A 16,193-nucleotide genomic window follows, 5' to 3' on the forward strand; every position below is an offset into this window, starting at 1 on the left:
ACCGGGGCCCGGGGCCGCGCTAGGACAGCAGGTTCGGCCTGTCCCCCATCACCACGACGGGATCCCGGGCCGGGTCGAGGGTGCGCAGCAGGTACTCCATGGCCTCCCTGGGCAGGCCGATGCATGCCGAGGTGCCGCTGCCGTGGTCGAGGTGCAGCCAGATGCCGCCGCCCCGGCCGGCGCCCCACGGGTGGGTGGTGTCGTGCGGCGGTGTGCCCCGCAGGCGGTTGTAGTCGATGGCGATGACGTAGTCGAAGTCGTGCCGGTAGGCCGGACTCCAGTAGCGCGGGGGCGTGTAGAGATCCCGGCCCTGGGCGTAGGAGAGCCGGGTGCCCGGGTCGGGGAGCACACCGCCGGCGTCGGTGACGGTGAACACGCCGACCGGGCTGCGTCCGTCGCCCGCGAAGTGGTCGGTGGTCCAGCCGGACCGCCCGTTGTGGGCGGGCCAGCTGCCCACCGGGCGCCAGCCGCCCTCGTCCCGGGTGTAGAGCACGACCGTGGAGTCGGCCGAGTCCGCGCCCTCCCCGTACACGGCGACGACCTGGCGGGAGTCCGCGGGGATCTCCGCCCGCAGCAGCTCGCCGACCCCCGGCAGCCGGCCGGGATCCCCGGCGGGCACGGCCCGGTCCGGCTGCTGCCAGTCCGGGGCCGACACGGCGGTTCCCGGGGCCGACGGGGTTCTCGGGGCTCCGGCGTGCGGCCGCGGCAGACCGTTCTTCGCGCCACCGCTCGGTGAGGCGTCGCAGGCGCTCAGGGTCAGCAGGACGGCCCCGATGACCGCCGCCGCCGTGACGGTCGTCCGCCGCACGCTCTTGATCTGCACCCGGCCATCCTGACATCACATACCGAGCAATCTATTAGATCTGCTGTCATTCGGTGCGTGTTGAGCGGCAAGCCCTGGCCGGAAGGGGGCGGATTTCGACGGCCGGCCGGGAAAACCGTTTGATTTCGACGATGCTCCGACGCGAACCTTTCACGGCTTGTCGCCACCCCTCCCCCGACCCGAGCCGCTGGGACGCCATGCAGATTCAAGATCTTCCGTACTCCGATCCAGGCGTGCCGGACGCGCGTTCGGGTCCCCGATTCCTGTGGTGGCTGGGGCGGAATCAGCTGGGCGGTCAGCTCAAGGCACTGGCCTGGGGACTGCTGCACTTCGTCTCCGTCTCCGCGCTCCCGTTCTGCGTGGGCCTCGCCGTCCAGGCCGTGGTCGACCGCTCCGGCACCCGGCTGGCCCTGACGGGCGGCCTGCTGGTGCTGTGCGGCACGGCGATCGCCGTCGGCGACACCTTCCTGCACCGGGCCGCCGTCACCAACTGGATCACCGCGGCCGCCCGGGTCCAGCAACTACTCGCCCGAAAGGCCGCCCAGCTGGGCTCCGCGCTGACCCGGCGAGTGGCGGCCGGCGAGGTGGTGGCCGTCTCCACCGGCGACGTCGAGAAGATCGGCTGGTTCGTGGAGGCGGTCTCCCGCTTCACCGCCGCCGCGCTGACGGTCGTCGTGGTCGGCGTCGGCCTGCTCTTCTACCAGCCCGCGCTCGGCTGGGTGGTCGCGGCTGGGCTGCCGCTCGTGGCGCTCGCCGTGCTGCCCCTGCTGCCCCGGGCGACCCGGCGCGCCGACTTCCAGCGGGCCAAGGCCGGCCGGGCCACCGAGCTGGCCTCGGACACCGTGGCGGGGCTGCGGGTACTGCGCGGCATCGGCGGCGAGGACCTCTTCCTCGACCGCTACCGGCGCGCCTCCCAGGAGGTGCGGCACGCCGCCGTACGCAGCGCCCGGATGTGGTCCCTGATCGCCGCGATCCAGGTACTGGTGCCCGGCCTGCTGTTGATCGCGGTGGTCTGGCACGGCGTCCACCTCGCCCGGCAGGGCCGGGTGACCGTCGGCGAACTGGTCACCGTCTACAGCTCCGTCATGATCCTCAACTACCCGTTGCAGCACTTCACCGAGATCGCCATGGCGTACTCCTTCTCGCGGCCGTCGGCGAAACGGGCCGCCCGGGTGCTCTCCCTGGAGCGGGCCACGGACATCGGCGGCTCGCGCGCGGAGGCCGTGCCGGACGGCGACCTGCACGACCCCGACTCCGGTCTGCTGGCGCCCGCGGGCAGGCTGACCGCCGTGGTCTGCGGCGACCCCGACGCGGCCGGTCGCCTCGCCGAACGGCTCGGCGGCCACCCCGCCGAGGCCGCCCCCTCCGTACTGCTCGGCGATGTCCCCCTCGACGAACTGCCGCTGGAGTCCGCCCGCACCGCGGTGCTCGTCCAGGACAAGGAGCCGGTGCTGCTCTCCGGTTCGCTGCGGGAGCTGCTCGACGTGCCGGCCTCCGGGTCCGTGCGCGCGGAGGACGCGCTGGCCGCCGCCCAGTGCGCCGACGTCCTGGAGGCCCTGGTCCAGGGCTCGCTGGACGTCACCGACCCGCTGGACGCCCGGATCACCGAGCGGGGCCGGTCCCTGTCCGGGGGCCAGCGCCAGCGGCTCGCGCTGGCCCGGTCGCTGATCACCGACCCCGGGGTGCTCGTCCTGGACGAGCCGACCTCCGCCGTCGACTCGCACACCGAGGCGCGGATCGCGGAAGGCATCCGCGAGGTGCGGTCCGGCCGTACGACCGTGGTGTTCACCTCCTCGCCGCTGCTGCTCGACCGGGCCGACCGGGTCGTCCTCGTCCACGAGGGCAAGGTCGAAGCGGTCGGGGTACACCGCGAACTGCTGCGCACCGAGCCTCGGTACCGGGCGGTCGTGACCCGGGAGACGGCCGACGAAACCGCGCTGCTGAGCGGCGCGCTGGAAGAGATCGAGGAAAGCGCATGATCGGCGTCGCACCACCGGCTTACGACCCGGCGGCCCCGACGACAGCCACCACCCTGCCCATCGGCGCCGCCTCCACCGTGCGCGCCTATGTGGCCGAACTGTTCCGCCGGCACCGCCGGGCCTTCTCCCTGCTCGTACTGGTCAACACGGTGGCCGTGATCGCCTCCATGGTCGGCCCGTACCTGCTCGGCGGGCTGATCGAGCGGATGTCGGACGGTGCCCGCGAGCTCCGTCTGGGCCTGACCATCGGCCTGTTCGTGCTCGCGCTCGCCGTCCAGGCCGTGTTCGTGCGGGAGGTACGGCTGCGGGGTGCCGTGCTCGGCGAACGGATGCTGGCCGACCTGCGCGAGGACTTCCTCGTCCGGTCGGTCGGGCTGCCGCCGGGCGTCCTGGAGCGGGCGGGCACCGGCGATCTGCTGTCCCGGATCACCACCGACATCGACCGGCTCGCCAACGCCATGCGGGAGGCCGTGCCGCAGCTGTCGATCGGTGTCGTGTGGGTGGTGCTGCTGCTCGGCGGGCTCGTGGTCACGGCGCCGCCGCTGGCCGCGGCCGTGCTGCTCGCCCTCCCGGCCCTGGTCGTCGGCTGCCGCTGGTACTTCAGGCGGGCCCCCTCCGCCTACCGGTCCGAAGCCGCCGGGTACGCGTCCGTGGCCGCCGCCCTCACCGAGTCCGTGGACGCCGGGCGCACCATCGAGGCGCACCGTCTCGGCGCCCGCCGCATCGCCCTGTCCGATCGCCGGGTCAAGGAATGGACCGCCTGGGAGCGGTACACGCTGTGGCTGCGCTCGGTGCTCTTCCCGGTCACCAACGCCACCCACACGACCGTGCTCGGCTCGGTGCTGCTGATCGGGGGCGTCTTCGTCCTCCACGGCTGGCTCGACGTCGGCCAGCTGACCACGGGCGCCCTCATCGCGCAGATGCTCGTCGAACCGGTGAACCTGATCCTGCGCTGGTACGACGAGGTCCAGGTCGCGCATGTGTCGCTGGCCCGGCTGGTGGGCGTGCGGGACATCGAGCCGGACCCCGGCGACGCCTCGCTGGCCCCCGCGGGCCGCGAGGTGCACGCCGACGAGGTCCGCTTCGGGTACCTGCAAGGCGTCGACGTGCTGCGCCAGGTCTCGCTGGAGGTGGCGCCCGGCACCCGGCTGGCCCTGGTCGGCCCCTCGGGCGCGGGCAAGTCCACTCTCGGCCGGCTGCTCGCCGGGATCTACGCGCCCCGGGCCGGCCGGATCACCCTGGGCGGCGCCGAACTGTCCCGGATGACCGCCGAACGGGTCCGTTCCCACGTCGCCCTCGTCAACCAGGAGCACCACGTCTTCGTGGGCTCCCTGCGCGACAACCTGCTGCTGGCCCGGACCGACGCGGCGGACGCCGAGCTGTGGGCGGCGCTCGGGGCGGTCGACGCGGACGGCTGGGCACGGGCCCTGGAGGAGGGCCTGGACACCGAGGTCGGCTCCGGCGGGCTCGCCCTGACCCCGGCGCAGGCGCAGCAGATCGCGCTCGCCCGTCTGGTGCTGGCCGACCCGCACACGCTGGTCCTGGACGAGGCGACCTCGCTCCTGGACCCGCGCGCGGCCCGCCACCTGGAGCGGTCCCTGGCCCGGGTCCTGGACGGCCGCACGGTGGTCGCCATCGCGCACCGGCTGCACACCGCCCATGACGCGGACGTCATCGCCGTGGTGGAGAACGGCCGGATCAGCGAGCTGGGCAGCCATGACGCGCTGGTGGCCGCCGACGGCGCCTACGCGGCGCTGTGGCGGTCGTGGCACGGGTGACAGGCCGCGGCGGCCGGGGCACGGGGTGCGGTGCGCCGCAGGTCGCGCCCCGTGCCGTTGCGCGGGTGCGAGCTGGGGTGGAAGGCTGGAGAGCGGCACCGGTTCGGGGACCGGCCGGGAACCGTACGGTTCGCGCCGCGCACCCGTGCCGGGCGTGCCGGCGGCCCGCCCCGCGGACCGCGTCCTCACTCCCTGGAGGTAGCCGTGACCACCGCCGACGGATGGGGGGACGACGTCTACCAGCCCGACGGATCCGAGATCCGTGAGGACACGGGGCTGCTCGACGTGGAGGACACACTGGAGTCCGACGGCGTCAGCGATCCCCTGGACCGTGGCTGGTCCCCGCCCGAGCGGCCGTGGGCGGTGGAGCACACCGGGGTGACCGCGGCGGAGCGCCACCGGGGCGAGACCCTGGACCAGCGGCTCGCCGAGGAGCTGCCCGAGCCGGCCGTCCCCGACGGCGACGGCATCGGCGACTGCCAGGGCAGCGACGGCGAACTTCTGGACAACGAGGTGGGCGACCTGCGCTCCGGCCGGCTCGTGGCCCCGAACGAGGGGGCGCACGAGGACGACGAGAACGGCCTCGTCGCGACCGACATCGGCATCGACGGCGCCGGGGCCTCCGCGGAGGAGGCCGCGATGCACATCGTCGACGAGGACACCGCCTACGGCTGAGCCCGCCCGCCCCTGCCCGTCCGCCCCGTCCTTCGAGGAGCCGCCATGCAGCAGGACAAGCACCCCGACTACCACCCCGTGGTCTTCCGCGACCGCGCCGCCGGATACGCCTTCCTGACCCGGTCCACGGCGACCAGCGACCAGACCATCGAGTGGGACGACGGCGAGACCTACCCGGTGGTCGACGTGGAGATCTCGTCCGAGAGCCACCCCTTCTACACCGGGAAGGCCCGCACGGTGGACACCGAGGGGCGCGTCGCCGCGTTCGAGCGCCGTTACGGGAGCGGCTCGGGGACGGCGGGCTGACCCGCGGGGCGCACCGGTCCGGCGGCCGGCCGGGCCACGGCTCAGATCACGTTCAGGGCGGCCGCACAGCCTATGCCGCCGAGCACCATGAACACCGGCATGAGCACCTTCAGCTCGACCCAGCTGCCCGCGCGGAACCGCATCACCTTCGGCGGGCCCACCGGGTACCAGCGCTTGCGGCCGATCGGGATGGGCCACAGGATCGGGCAGCCGGAGACGGTCAGCGCGTCCCCGATGTCGTGCACCAGCGCCCCCAGCACCACCGGCAGCCCCAGCCACAGGTACTCCTGGCCGGGCTGGGTGAACAGCCAGTCCGAGCCGTTGCCCGGCTTGTCCAGGGTGCCGGCCAGGATCCAGGCGCTGGTCGCGGCCAGCAGCCACACCAGGACGTCGCTGCTGGAGCCGCGGGCCGCCCGCCACAGCAGCCCCTCGATCGCCAGCACCATGTGCGCGAAGAGGATCGCCAGCACCGCCCAGCGGCCGCCGAGGATCGCGGCGGCCGAGCAGCCCCCGCCGATCAGCACCGCCCACAGCCAGGTGTGGGTCAGGGTGCGGTGGCCGCCGGAGCGGCGCGGGTCGCCCTGCTTCCGGGTCGCCTTGTAGACGGCGTAGGAGAGCTTGTCGACGATCTCGCAGAGCCAGCGCGACAGCGGTCCGAAGGCGCGTGAGATGGTCGCGGCCTTGTGGTCGAGGTCGGGGGCGAGCGCGGCACCGGCGCAGATCAGCGCCCCGACCAGCAGCACCGGCCAGGGCATCGCGTGCCCGGCCGCGGCGGCCGCCGCTCCGACGCCGAGCCAGGCGGCGGCTCCCGACAGTGAGTGTGCTGGTCCCATCATGGCCGTTGTCCGCCCCATTCCTCGTGTACCGCTGTCCAGTTGACCGGGTGCGTTGACGCTCCGTCGGCGACACAGCGTAGCGGCCATGATCTTCGTCCTCGAAGCCGATTCCCCCCTCGGCGGGTGGGCCAGGCAAGATGGGGGCGTGACCCTCATCGATCAGCTGCCGCCGACCGCCGACCCCGACGCCCTGTACGAAGCCTTCGAGGCGTGGGCCCAGGAGCGCGGTCTCACGCTCTACCCCCACCAGGAGGAGGCGCTCATCGAGGCGGTCTCCGGGGCGAACGTGATCGTGTCGACGCCGACCGGCTCCGGCAAGAGCATGATCGCCGCGGGCGCGCACTTCGCCGCGCTGGCCCGGGACGAGGTCACCTTCTACACGGCCCCGATCAAGGCGCTGGTGTCGGAGAAGTTCTTCGAGCTGTGCAAGCTCTTCGGCACCGAGAACGTCGGCATGCTCACCGGCGACGCCTCCGTGAACTCCGACGCGCCCGTCATCTGCTGCACCGCCGAGGTCCTCGCCTCCATCGCGCTGCGCGACGGCAAGCAGGCCGATGTCGGCCAGGTCGTCATGGACGAGTTCCACTTCTACGCCGAGGGCGACCGCGGCTGGGCCTGGCAGATCCCGCTCCTCGAACTGCCCCAGGCGCAGTTCATCCTCATGTCGGCGACCCTCGGCGACGTCTCCTTCTTCGAGAAGGACCTGACCCGCCGCACCGGCCGCCCCACCGCGGTGGTCCGCTCGGCGACCCGCCCGGTGCCGCTCTCCTACGAGTACCAGCTCACCCCGATGACCGAGACGCTCACCGAGCTCCTGGAGAGCAGGCAGGCGCCGGTGTACATCGTGCACTTCACGCAGGCACAGGCGGTGGAGCGGGCGCAGGCGCTGATGAGCATCAACATGTGCTCGAAGGAGGAGAAGGAGCAGATCGCCGAGCTGATCGGCAACTTCCGCTTCACCACCAAGTTCGGCCAGAACCTCTCCCGTTACGTCCGGCACGGCATCGGCGTGCACCACGCCGGCATGCTCCCCAAGTACCGGCGCCTGGTGGAGAAGCTCGCCCAGGCCGGTCTGCTGAAGGTCATCTGCGGCACCGACACCCTGGGCGTGGGCGTCAACGTGCCCATCCGCACGGTGCTGTTCACCGCCCTCACCAAGTACGACGGCAACCGGGTGCGCACCCTGCGCGCCCGTGAGTTCCACCAGATCGCCGGCCGCGCCGGCCGGGCCGGCTTCGACACGGCGGGGCTGGTGGTCGCGCAGGCGCCCGAGCATGTCATCGAGAACGAGAAGGCGCTGGCGAAGGCGGGCGACGACCCGAAGAAGCGGCGCAAGGTGGTGCGCAAGAAGGCGCCGGAGGGCTTCGTCGGCTGGACGGAGAACACCTTCGAGAAGCTGATCGCGTCCGAGCCGGAGCCGCTGACGTCGCGGTTCCGGGTGACGCACACGATGCTGCTGTCGGTGATCGCCCGCCCGGGCAACGCCTTCGATGCGATGCGCCACCTCCTGGAGGACAACCACGAGCCGCGCAAGCAGCAGTTGCGGCACATCCGCCGGGCGATCGCCATCTACCGCTCGCTGCTCGACGGCGGCATCGTCGAGAAGCTCGACGAGCCCGACGCCACCGGCCGTATCGTCCGCCTCACCGTCGACCTCCAGCAGGACTTCGCGCTCAACCAGCCGCTGTCGACCTTCGCCCTGGCCGCGTTCGAACTCCTCGACCCCGAATCGCCGTCCTACGCCCTCGACATGGTGTCCGTCGTCGAGTCCACCCTGGACGACCCGCGCCAGATCCTGGCCGCCCAGATGAACAAGGCGAAGGGTGAGGCCGTCGCCGCGATGAAGGCGGACGGCGTCGAGTACGAGGAGCGCATGGAGCGCCTCCAGGACATCACCTACCCGAAGCCCCTGGAGGAGCTGCTCTTCCACGCGTACAACACGTACCGCAAGAGCCACCCCTGGGTCGGCGACCACCCGCTGTCGCCGAAGTCGGTCATCCGGGACATGTACGAACGGGCGCTGACCTTCACGGAGTTGGTGTCGGTCTACGAGCTGGCCCGCACCGAGGGCATCGTGCTCCGCTACCTCGCGAGCGCCTACAAGGCCCTCGACCACAACATCCCGGACGACCTGAAGTCCGAGGACCTGCAGGACCTGATCGAGTGGCTGGGCGAGATGGTCCGCCAGGTCGACTCCAGTCTGCTGGACGAGTGGGAACAGCTCGCCAACCCGGAGGAGATGACCGCCGAGGAGGCCCAGGAGAAGGCCGACGAGGTCAAGCCGGTCACCGCCAACGCACGCGCCTTCCGGGTCCTGGTGCGCAACGCGATGTTCCGCCGGGTGGAGCTCGCCGCCCTCGACAAGGTCGACGAACTGGGCGAGATGGACGCGGACTCCGGCTGGGACGCCGATGCCTGGGGCGAGGCGATGGACAAGTACTGGGACGAGTACGAGGACCTGGGCACCGGCCCCGACGCCCGCGGTCCCAAGCTTCTCGTGATCCGGGAGGAACCGCAGAACGGGCTGTGGCGGGTCCGGCAGATCTTCGACGACCCCAACGACGACCACGACTGGGGCATCAGCGCGGAGATCGACCTGACGGCCTCCGACGCCGAGGGCCGCGCGGTCGTCCGCGTCACCGATGTCGGCCAGCTCTGAGCACGAGCCCCGGAACAGCTTCACGCACAGATCCGCGCACAGATCCGCGCACAGGTCCCAGCACAGGAGAATCCAACCGATGACCAACCCGGCCGAGAGACTGGTCGACCTGCTCGACCTGGAGCAGATCGAGGTCAACATCTTCCGTGGCCGCAGCCCCCAGGAGTCCCTCCAGCGGGTCTTCGGCGGCCAGGTGGCGGGCCAGGCGCTGGTCGCCGCCAGCCGCACCGTGGAGGGCGACCGCCCTGTCCACTCGCTGCACGCGTACTTCCTGCGCCCGGGCCGGCCTGGCGTTCCGATCGTGTACCAGGTCGAGCGGGTCCGCGACGGGCGGTCGTTCACGACGCGCCGGGTCACCGCCGTGCAGCAGGGCCGCACGATCTTCAATCTGACCGCCTCCTTCCACGAGCCTGAGGTGGGAGCTTTCGAGCACCAGCTGCCGCAGTTCCGCGAGGTGCCGCACCCGGAGTCGCTGCCGACGCTCGCGGAGGAGATCCGCAAGCATCTGGGCGAGCTGCCGGAGCAGCTGGAGCGGATGGCGCGCCGCCAGCCCTTCGACATCCGCTACGTCGACCGGCTGCGCTGGCACCCGGAGGAGATAACCGGCACCGAGCCGCGCAGCGCCGTGTGGATGCGCGCGGTCGGCCCACTGGGCGACGATCCGCTGGTGCACACCTGCGCGCTGACCTACGCCAGCGACATGACGCTCCTGGACGCTGTCCGCGTCCCCGTCGAACCGCTGTGGGGGCCGCGGAACTTCGACATCGCCTCGCTCGACCACGCCATGTGGTTCCACCGGCCGTTCCGCGCGGACGAGTGGTTCCTCTACGAGCAGGAGTCCCCCATCGCCACGGGCGGCCTGGGCCTGGCCCGCGGGCGGGTCTACGACCTCGAAGGACGGCTGCTGGTGTCGGTCGTCCAGGAGGGGCTGTTCCGCGCGCTCTGACGGAGGCGGAAGCGGATGCCGGCGCGGGCGCGGTCCGGGCCGCCGGTCACCGGACGGGCCGCGTGCTTCTGCGGAGCAGCCAGCCGCGCAGGCCTCGGGCGGGTGCCGGCCGGTCGGGCGCAGGGTGCCTGGACGGTACGGCCGGGCGGGGTGCCGGCCGGTGTGCGCGGGCCTGCGCCGCTTCCCGTGCCAGGTCGTGCCTGAACCAGTCGATCTCGTCCGGGTCGGCCGCCGTCATGATGTCCTCGGCGAGCTGCGCGGCCGGCGAACCCGGTGCGCCGTGCGCGGGCGGGGCCGGCCGCAGGGCCGTCACGTGGGCGCGCTCGTGCGGGTCGGTGAGCACGTCGTCGATCTCACCGGGGTCCAGGAAACCGGCCACCACCCCGGCCCGCTCCCACGGTCCGTCCGCCTGCCTCAGCAGGAAGCCGCAGTGGCGTCCGCGCCAGTTCCGGGCCCGCTGGTCCGCGCCGCCCCTCAGCCGGTCGCTCAGTTCCGCGGGCGTACGGCCCGTCAGCAGCCGCGTGTTCTTCTCCTCGGCCGCGAACCGCCGCAGCTCCTCCGCGAGGTAGAGCCAGACCACGGCCCGGTAGCGATTGGGGTACCACTTCACCGGGGTCACAAGGCCGAGTTTCGCGACGCGGGTGAACCTGCCCGCCGGGATCCCCATCAGGGCCGCGGCCTCGGTCGTCCCCACGACCCGCACGCTCTCGCTGAGGGATGCGGATCGGCCCCGGAGCCGGTCGATCTCGGTCCGTGGCACCCGCCGGCCTCCACCGCCTCCCTCGTCGGGCACGGTGCGGATCCGTCCGAGGTGCACCGCGAGGTCGAACTCACCCCGCTTGAGCCCCAGTTCGCGGGCGGCGCGGCTCGGTGCACAGGTGGGCGGGCGGTTGTGGGCAAGAGTGGTACCGGACATGGTCGTTCTCCCCCGTGGAGCGGGTGGCTGGCGCCGGGTGCGCTAGCCGTGCAAAAAACCGTAGCCGGTTCGGCGAGACCCGTGGCGGGCCTGTGGATAACTCCAGGGCGGGGGTGAATCCGCTGGTCAGAGCTCCATCGCGGAGGAGCGTTCCGGTTGCCGGGCGTCCACTGCGAGGTGCTCGCCGACGCGGTTGACCAGCAGGGTCATCTCGTAGGCGATCTGACCGATGTCGGCCTCGGCACCGCTGAGCACGCACAGGCAGCTGCCGGTTCCGGCCGCGGTGACGAACAGGACCGCCTCGTCGTACTCGATCATCGTCTGGCGGACCTGGCCGGCCCCGAAGTGCCGTCCGGAGCCCTTGGCAAGGCTGTGCAACCCGGAGGCGACGGCGGCCAGATGCTCCGCGTCCTCCCGGCGGAGGCCGGTGCTCGCTCCCGTGACCAGCCCGTCGTTCGACAGGACCAGCGCGTGCCGTACGTGCTCCACGCGCTCGGTCAGGTCGTCGAGCAGCCAGCCGAGTCCCTGGTTCTGCGCCATGTCGTCGCGTCTCCCCGTGTGCCGTCTCCCCCTGGCTGGAGGATCTCCCCGCCAGCCTTCCCCACCACCGGCGTCCGGGCAAGGAGGATGGGGGCATGGCAGAGAAGATGACCGACGAGGAATGGCGGGCGTTCGTCTCGCACGGCACCCGCACCGGCAAACTGTCCACCGTCAACGCAGACGGCAGCCCTCATGTGGCCCCCATCTGGTTCCTGCTCGACGGTGACGAGCTGGTCTTCAACACCGGCAAGGACACGGTGAAAGGGCGCAATATCGCCCGTGACGGGCGTGTCGCCCTCTGTGTGGACGACGACCGGCCCCCCTTCCACTTCGTGGTGCTGAACGGGCGCGCCCGGCTGTCGGAGGACCTGGGCGAACTGCGTGATTCGGCCACCCGGATCGCGGCTCGTTACATGGGAGCGGAGCGCGCGGAGGAGTTCGGTGCCCGCAACGGCGTCCCGGGCGAACTGCTGGTCCGGGTCACCGTGGAGAAGGTGGTGGCGCTCAAGGACCTGACGGGCTGAGGCTCAGCCCACCGAGTCGAGGAGCCGGGCGGTGTGCATCCGCCCGGCGTACTCGACGAGCCGGATCAGCACCTCCTTGCCGGAGTCCCGGTCGCGGGCGTCGCACAGGACCACGGGCGTGCCCTGGTCCAGGTCGAGGGCGCGGGAGACGTCGTGGGCACCGTAGGAGCGGGCGCCGGCGAAGCAGTTGACGGCGACGACGAACGGGATGTGCCGGTGCTCGAAGTAGTCGACTGCCGGGAAGCAGTCCTCCAGGCGGCGGGTGTCGGCGAGGACGACGGCACCGAGCGCTCCTTGCGACAGTTCGTCCCAGAGGAACCAGAAGCGGTCCTGGCCGGGGGTGCCGAAGAGGTACAGGGAGAGGCCGGAGCGGATGGTGATACGTCCGAAGTCCATGGCGACGGTGGTGGTGACCTTCTGGTCCACGCCGTCCGTGTCGTCCACCAGTTGGCCCGCTTCGCTGAGCATCTCCTCGGTGCGCAGGGGCCGGATCTCGCTGACGGCGCCGACCAGGGTCGTCTTTCCGACGCCGAAGCCGCCGGCGACCAGTATCTTGAGCGCCATGGCCGACGTGTCGTCGGTGGTGGACTCGGGGTGCTCGGAGACCATGATCACTTCTCTCGGGAGGGCCTGCGGGAGTGCCTGGAGGACCTGCTGCGGCGGACGTCGGGACAGCGGCGGAGCGGCAGGGGACGACGCGAAGCCAGCATCATGGCAACTGCGGTTCCGTCGCGGGCGTTTGGACCGGAACGCGTCTGTTCTGACCGGCTCGGGCCCGGTTGGTTCCGGATGCTCATCTACAGTGCCCGCAATCCCTCGATGACCTCGCGCAGAATCCGCTCGTCGGGAAGCTGGGCGGGTGGCACCGGGCGGCTCACCGTGACGCGGCCCATTTCCAGCAGGTCGCCCAGGAGCACCCGGACCACGCCGACGGGGAGGTCGGCACCGGCGGCGAGTTCGGCGACGGACTGCGTCTCCAGCCGGCACAGGTCGACCAGCGCGCGGTGTTCGGGGCCGAGCGGGGTGTCGTCGTCGGCGCCGGACCTGCCCGGGTCGAGCGTGACCAGGGCGATCAGGTCGAACTTCACGCCGGCGGGGCCGGGTTCGGTGCGGCCCCCGGTCATGGCGTAGGGGCGGACCAGGGGCCCGGCCTCGCCGTCGTACCACTGGCTGCCCGGCTCGTGCGGGGTGTCGGTCATGTACTCGGTCATCGGTGGCGGTCTTCCGGCTCAGCCGGCGGCGGGCGGCCTGGCGGCGACGCGCGGCGCGGTGTAGAGGTGCTCGCCGACGCGCTTGACCAGGCGGGCCATCTCGTAGGCGACCAGGCCGATGTCGGCGGTCACGTCGGTGAGCAGGGCGAGGCAGGAGCCGTCGCCCGCGGCGGCCACGAAGAGGAAGGCATCGTCCATCTCGACCATGGTCTGGCGCACCCCGCCCGCCCCGAAGTGCCGTCCGGCCCCCTTGGCGAGGCTGTTGAAACCGGAGGCCACGGCAGCGAGGTGCTCGGCGTCCTCGCGTTTGAGGCCGGTCGAGGCGCCGACGGCGAGGCCGTCGTTGGACAGCACGACGGCGTGCCGTACCTCGGTGACGCGCAGCACCAGGTCGTCCAGCAGCCAGTCGAGTTCGCCGGAGCGCCGGTCTGCCCTCGTGCTCGGGTCCTGGATCATGAGCGGTCTCCTTCGGTGCGGTCGGTGCCCGATTCGGGTTCCGGGGCGGCGCCGCGGCCGGGTCGTCTGCCGCCGCCGCGCGCCCAGCCGTCGCGGTAGGCGGCCATGCGGTCGCGGACGAGTTCGGGGGTGCGCTCGTCCCGGCCACGGGCGGGCGCGGGTTCCTCGGCGCGGGGATCACGCAGTTGGGGGGCGAGGCTCGCCTGCCGCACCCGGCGTGGCAGGTCGTCGTCGGAATGATCGGAGTTATCGGAGTGATCGGAGTCGCGCGGTGGGCGGTGCGGCCTCAAGGTGGTGACTCCGGGGGGCGGCGGTTCGGGCGCGGGGCGCGGTGAGGTGTGGGTGGCGGCGAGGGCGGGCCGGCCGACGGGGGCGGGCTCCGGGAGGGCGGTGCCGGGTACGCGCGCGTAGGCGCGTTCCGGTGCCTGCTCGGTGTCGGCCGCCGGGCGGGCGGGACGCTCCGCCTGGCCACCGTGCAGCAGGGCCTTCGGCAGCAGGACCACCGCGGTGGTGCCGCCATACGGTGACGTGCGCAGATGCACCTTGATGCCGTGGCGGGCCGCGAGCCTGCTGACCACGAAGAGCCCGAGCCGGTCGCTGTCGAACAGGTCGAGGGCCTCGGACTGCTCGATGCGCCGGTTGGCCTCGGCGAGGGTCTCCTGGCCCATGCCGAGCCCGCGGTCCTCGACCTCCAGGGCGTAGCCGTTGCCGACGGGCTCGCCCGTCACGCGCACGCGCGTGTGCGGCGGCGAGAACTGCGCGGCGTTCTCCACGACCTCGGCGAGCAGATGCGTGAGGTCGGCGACGGCCGCGCCGACGACGGACGCCTCGGGGAGCTGTCGCACCTCCACCCGCGCGTAGTCCTCGACCTCGGAGACGGCGGCCCTTACCACGTTGATCAGGGACACGGGCATCCGCCAGGCCCGGCCCGGGGCGGCACCGGAGAGGATGATCAGGCTCTCCGCGTGCCGGCGCATTCGGGTGGTGAGGTGGTCGAGGCGGAAGAGATCGCTCAGTTCGCTGGGGTCGTCGGAGCGGCGTTCCATGCTGTCCAGCAGACTCAGCTGCCGGTGGACCAGGATCTGGCTGCGGCGGGCGAGGTTGACGAAGACCCCCGAGATGCCGCTGGCGAGTTCGGCGCGTTCCACGGCGGCGCGCAGGGCGGCGCGGTGCACGGTACCGAGGGCCTCGGCGACCTGTCCGGTCTCGTCCTCCGCGGGCGGCCCGGGGGGCGCCTCGGCACGGACGTCGATCTCCTCGCCGGCCCGCAGTCTGCGCATCGCCTCGGGGAGTTTGCGGCGGGCGATTTCCAGGGCACTGTTGCGCAGGCTCACCAGCTCGACGACGAGGCCGCGTCCGATGCGTACGGAGATCACGAGCGAGGCGACCACGGCGAGCAGACCGAACAGGACGGCGGCGCCGGCCGGGGTGAGCAGGCCGCGCGCGAACGGGTCGGCCCGGCCCGCCACCGCGCGTGCCGTACCGGCCTGGATGCTCCACATGCCGTCCTGCACGCGCGCGTGCGCGGTGTTCCAAGTGGCTTCGGGGGCCGCGCCGACCGCTTTGGCTCCGGGTGAGCTCGCGAGGATCCTGTCCTCGGCGGCGCCCAGCGCGGTGTAGTCGTCGCCGTCGGCGAGCCGATGCCAGGCGGTGCGCTGGACAGCGGGCAGATCGGCGACGGCCGCGTCGGTGAGGATCCGGCGGGTGTCCACGGCGCCGGTGAACAGCCGCAGCCGCTCGCCGTCGAGGCCGCCGGCCAGCCGGGCACCGCCGAGGACCGCGTCCTCCTGGGCCAGCGCCTCGCCCGCCCGGGAGAACTCGAGGAGCACGCGCGCGTCGGAGCCCATGTCGTCGGCCTGGACGCCGGTGAGGGCGCCGTCCACGCCGAAGGCCGAGGCGATGGCCTGGGTGTACTGCCTGTAGACCGCGTCCCAGCCGGCGCCTCGGTTCTGCACCGCGCGCCGCAGGGTGCGCAACTGCTCGGCGCCGGTGACGAAGGCCTTCAGGCGCTGGGCGACGCCCGAGGGCAGTTCCTCGCCGTCGGCGACGGTGCTGTCCTTGCCGAGCCGTAGTACCGAGACGGCCTGGTCGGTGTCGGTGCCCAGCTTCCTGAGGTCTGCGGCCTGTTCGGCGCCGGGGTCGGTCGCGTAGCGGACCGCCGCGGCCCGTTCGGCCTGGAGCGCGGCGACGGCGGTGGCCACCGGGGTGCGCAGCGCGGCGTCGACGTGCTGGGACTGGCGCAGCCGGGCGACGTCCTGTGCCGTGGTGACCGTGGCGTACGCCCACAGGGCGAGCAGGGACATCACCGGCACCATGAGCAGGCAGACGACCTTCGCCCGCACGGTCCGTGGGCGGATCCGCCAGCCGCCGGGCCGGGTGGCCGCGTTGTCCGCAGCGGTGCCACCAAGGTCGTCGACCTGTTCGTCGGCGGGTGGTCCGGCGTGCGCGCGACGGCCGCGCACCGGCCGCGGTGACGGTGTCTCCGGGCCTGCTGTCGGGGTCCTACGGGATGTACGCATGGCCTCCTCGCTCAGGAAAGGTGGG

General features: G+C 72.5%; 15 protein-coding genes. 7 read left to right on the forward strand and 8 right to left on the reverse strand.

Annotated features, from left to right (window positions below; genetic code table 11):
• Positions 1 to 19: 19 nt before the first annotated feature.
• Positions 20 to 823 (reverse strand): L,D-transpeptidase family protein, encoded by an 804-nt coding sequence (locus ACZ4UV_RS24255; RefSeq protein WP_390048414.1) that lies wholly within the window; start codon positions 821 to 823, stop codon positions 20 to 22.
• A 197-nt stretch (positions 824 to 1,020) separates the two neighbouring features.
• Here ACZ4UV_RS24255 and ACZ4UV_RS24260 point away from each other — a divergent pair, with 197 nt between their 5' ends.
• The 4 genes from ACZ4UV_RS24260 to ACZ4UV_RS24275 all read left to right on the forward strand — a co-directional run bounded on the left by ACZ4UV_RS24260 (position 1,021) and on the right by ACZ4UV_RS24275 (position 5,561).
• A complete protein-coding gene (locus ACZ4UV_RS24260) occupies positions 1,021 to 2,802 on the forward strand; it encodes an ABC transporter ATP-binding protein (RefSeq protein ID WP_351492012.1) in 1,782 nt (593 codons plus the stop codon).
• Positions 2,799 to 4,580 (forward strand): ABC transporter ATP-binding protein, encoded by a 1,782-nt coding sequence (locus ACZ4UV_RS24265; RefSeq protein ID WP_451017469.1) that lies wholly within the window; start codon positions 2,799 to 2,801, stop codon positions 4,578 to 4,580. The genes ACZ4UV_RS24260 and ACZ4UV_RS24265 overlap by 4 nt, the downstream gene beginning before the upstream one ends.
• 204 nt (positions 4,581 to 4,784) lie before the next feature.
• Positions 4,785 to 5,255: a DUF5709 domain-containing protein gene (locus ACZ4UV_RS24270; RefSeq protein ID WP_390048408.1), complete on the forward strand. Its 471-nt coding sequence runs from the start codon at positions 4,785 to 4,787 to the stop codon at positions 5,253 to 5,255.
• A 45-nt stretch (positions 5,256 to 5,300) separates the two neighbouring features.
• On the forward strand, positions 5,301 to 5,561 hold the full coding sequence (locus tag ACZ4UV_RS24275; RefSeq protein WP_293999140.1) for a type B 50S ribosomal protein L31: 261 nt from the start codon (positions 5,301 to 5,303) through the stop codon (positions 5,559 to 5,561).
• A 41-nt stretch (positions 5,562 to 5,602) separates the two neighbouring features.
• Here the strand turns inward: ACZ4UV_RS24275 and ACZ4UV_RS24280 are convergent, their stop codons facing one another.
• Positions 5,603 to 6,397: a metal-dependent hydrolase gene (locus tag ACZ4UV_RS24280; RefSeq protein WP_390048406.1), complete on the reverse strand. Its 795-nt coding sequence runs from the start codon at positions 6,395 to 6,397 to the stop codon at positions 5,603 to 5,605.
• Between the two features lie 145 nt (positions 6,398 to 6,542).
• On the opposite strand from ACZ4UV_RS24280, the gene ACZ4UV_RS24285 reads away from it, so the two are divergent.
• Together ACZ4UV_RS24285 and ACZ4UV_RS24290 are read left to right on the forward strand one after the other, a co-directional pair.
• Positions 6,543 to 9,056: a DEAD/DEAH box helicase gene (locus tag ACZ4UV_RS24285; RefSeq protein WP_390048404.1), complete on the forward strand. Its 2,514-nt coding sequence runs from the start codon at positions 6,543 to 6,545 to the stop codon at positions 9,054 to 9,056.
• A gap of 79 nt (positions 9,057 to 9,135) precedes the next feature.
• Positions 9,136 to 10,002, forward strand: a complete 867-nt coding sequence (locus ACZ4UV_RS24290; RefSeq protein ID WP_351492027.1) for an acyl-CoA thioesterase — start codon at positions 9,136 to 9,138, stop codon at positions 10,000 to 10,002.
• A 46-nt stretch (positions 10,003 to 10,048) separates the two neighbouring features.
• Here the strand turns inward: ACZ4UV_RS24290 and ACZ4UV_RS24295 are convergent, their stop codons facing one another.
• Together ACZ4UV_RS24295 and ACZ4UV_RS24300 are read right to left on the reverse strand one after the other, a co-directional pair.
• Positions 10,049 to 10,918, reverse strand: coding sequence for a DUF6397 family protein (locus ACZ4UV_RS24295; protein WP_451017470.1), 870 nt, complete (start codon positions 10,916 to 10,918; stop codon positions 10,049 to 10,051).
• A 126-nt stretch (positions 10,919 to 11,044) separates the two neighbouring features.
• Positions 11,045 to 11,458, reverse strand: coding sequence for a roadblock/LC7 domain-containing protein (locus ACZ4UV_RS24300; RefSeq protein ID WP_351492031.1), 414 nt, complete (start codon positions 11,456 to 11,458; stop codon positions 11,045 to 11,047).
• 95 nt (positions 11,459 to 11,553) lie between these two features.
• On the opposite strand from ACZ4UV_RS24300, the gene ACZ4UV_RS24305 reads away from it, so the two are divergent.
• Positions 11,554 to 11,982, forward strand: a complete 429-nt coding sequence (locus ACZ4UV_RS24305; RefSeq protein WP_294002205.1) for a PPOX class F420-dependent oxidoreductase — start codon at positions 11,554 to 11,556, stop codon at positions 11,980 to 11,982.
• A 3-nt stretch (positions 11,983 to 11,985) separates the two neighbouring features.
• On the opposite strand, the gene ACZ4UV_RS24310 is transcribed toward ACZ4UV_RS24305, so the two are convergent.
• The 4 genes from ACZ4UV_RS24310 to ACZ4UV_RS24325 all read right to left on the reverse strand — a co-directional run bounded on the left by ACZ4UV_RS24310 (position 11,986) and on the right by ACZ4UV_RS24325 (position 16,168).
• Positions 11,986 to 12,591, reverse strand: a complete 606-nt coding sequence (locus tag ACZ4UV_RS24310; protein WP_390048399.1) for a GTP-binding protein — start codon at positions 12,589 to 12,591, stop codon at positions 11,986 to 11,988.
• A 188-nt stretch (positions 12,592 to 12,779) separates the two neighbouring features.
• A complete protein-coding gene (locus tag ACZ4UV_RS24315; protein ID WP_390048397.1) occupies positions 12,780 to 13,193 on the reverse strand; it encodes a DUF742 domain-containing protein in 414 nt (137 codons plus the stop codon).
• Positions 13,194 to 13,211: 18 nt separating this feature from the next.
• On the reverse strand, positions 13,212 to 13,649 hold the full coding sequence (locus tag ACZ4UV_RS24320) for a roadblock/LC7 domain-containing protein (protein ID WP_350781344.1): 438 nt from the start codon (positions 13,647 to 13,649) through the stop codon (positions 13,212 to 13,214).
• Complete coding sequence (locus ACZ4UV_RS24325; RefSeq protein WP_467840590.1) at positions 13,646 to 16,168, reverse strand: sensor histidine kinase; 2,523 nt, start codon at positions 16,166 to 16,168, stop codon at positions 13,646 to 13,648. Before ACZ4UV_RS24325 ends, ACZ4UV_RS24320 begins: the two co-directional genes overlap by 4 nt.
• Positions 16,169 to 16,193: the final 25 nt, after the last annotated feature.

The organism is Streptomyces sp. NPDC028289 (genome assembly GCF_055565975.1).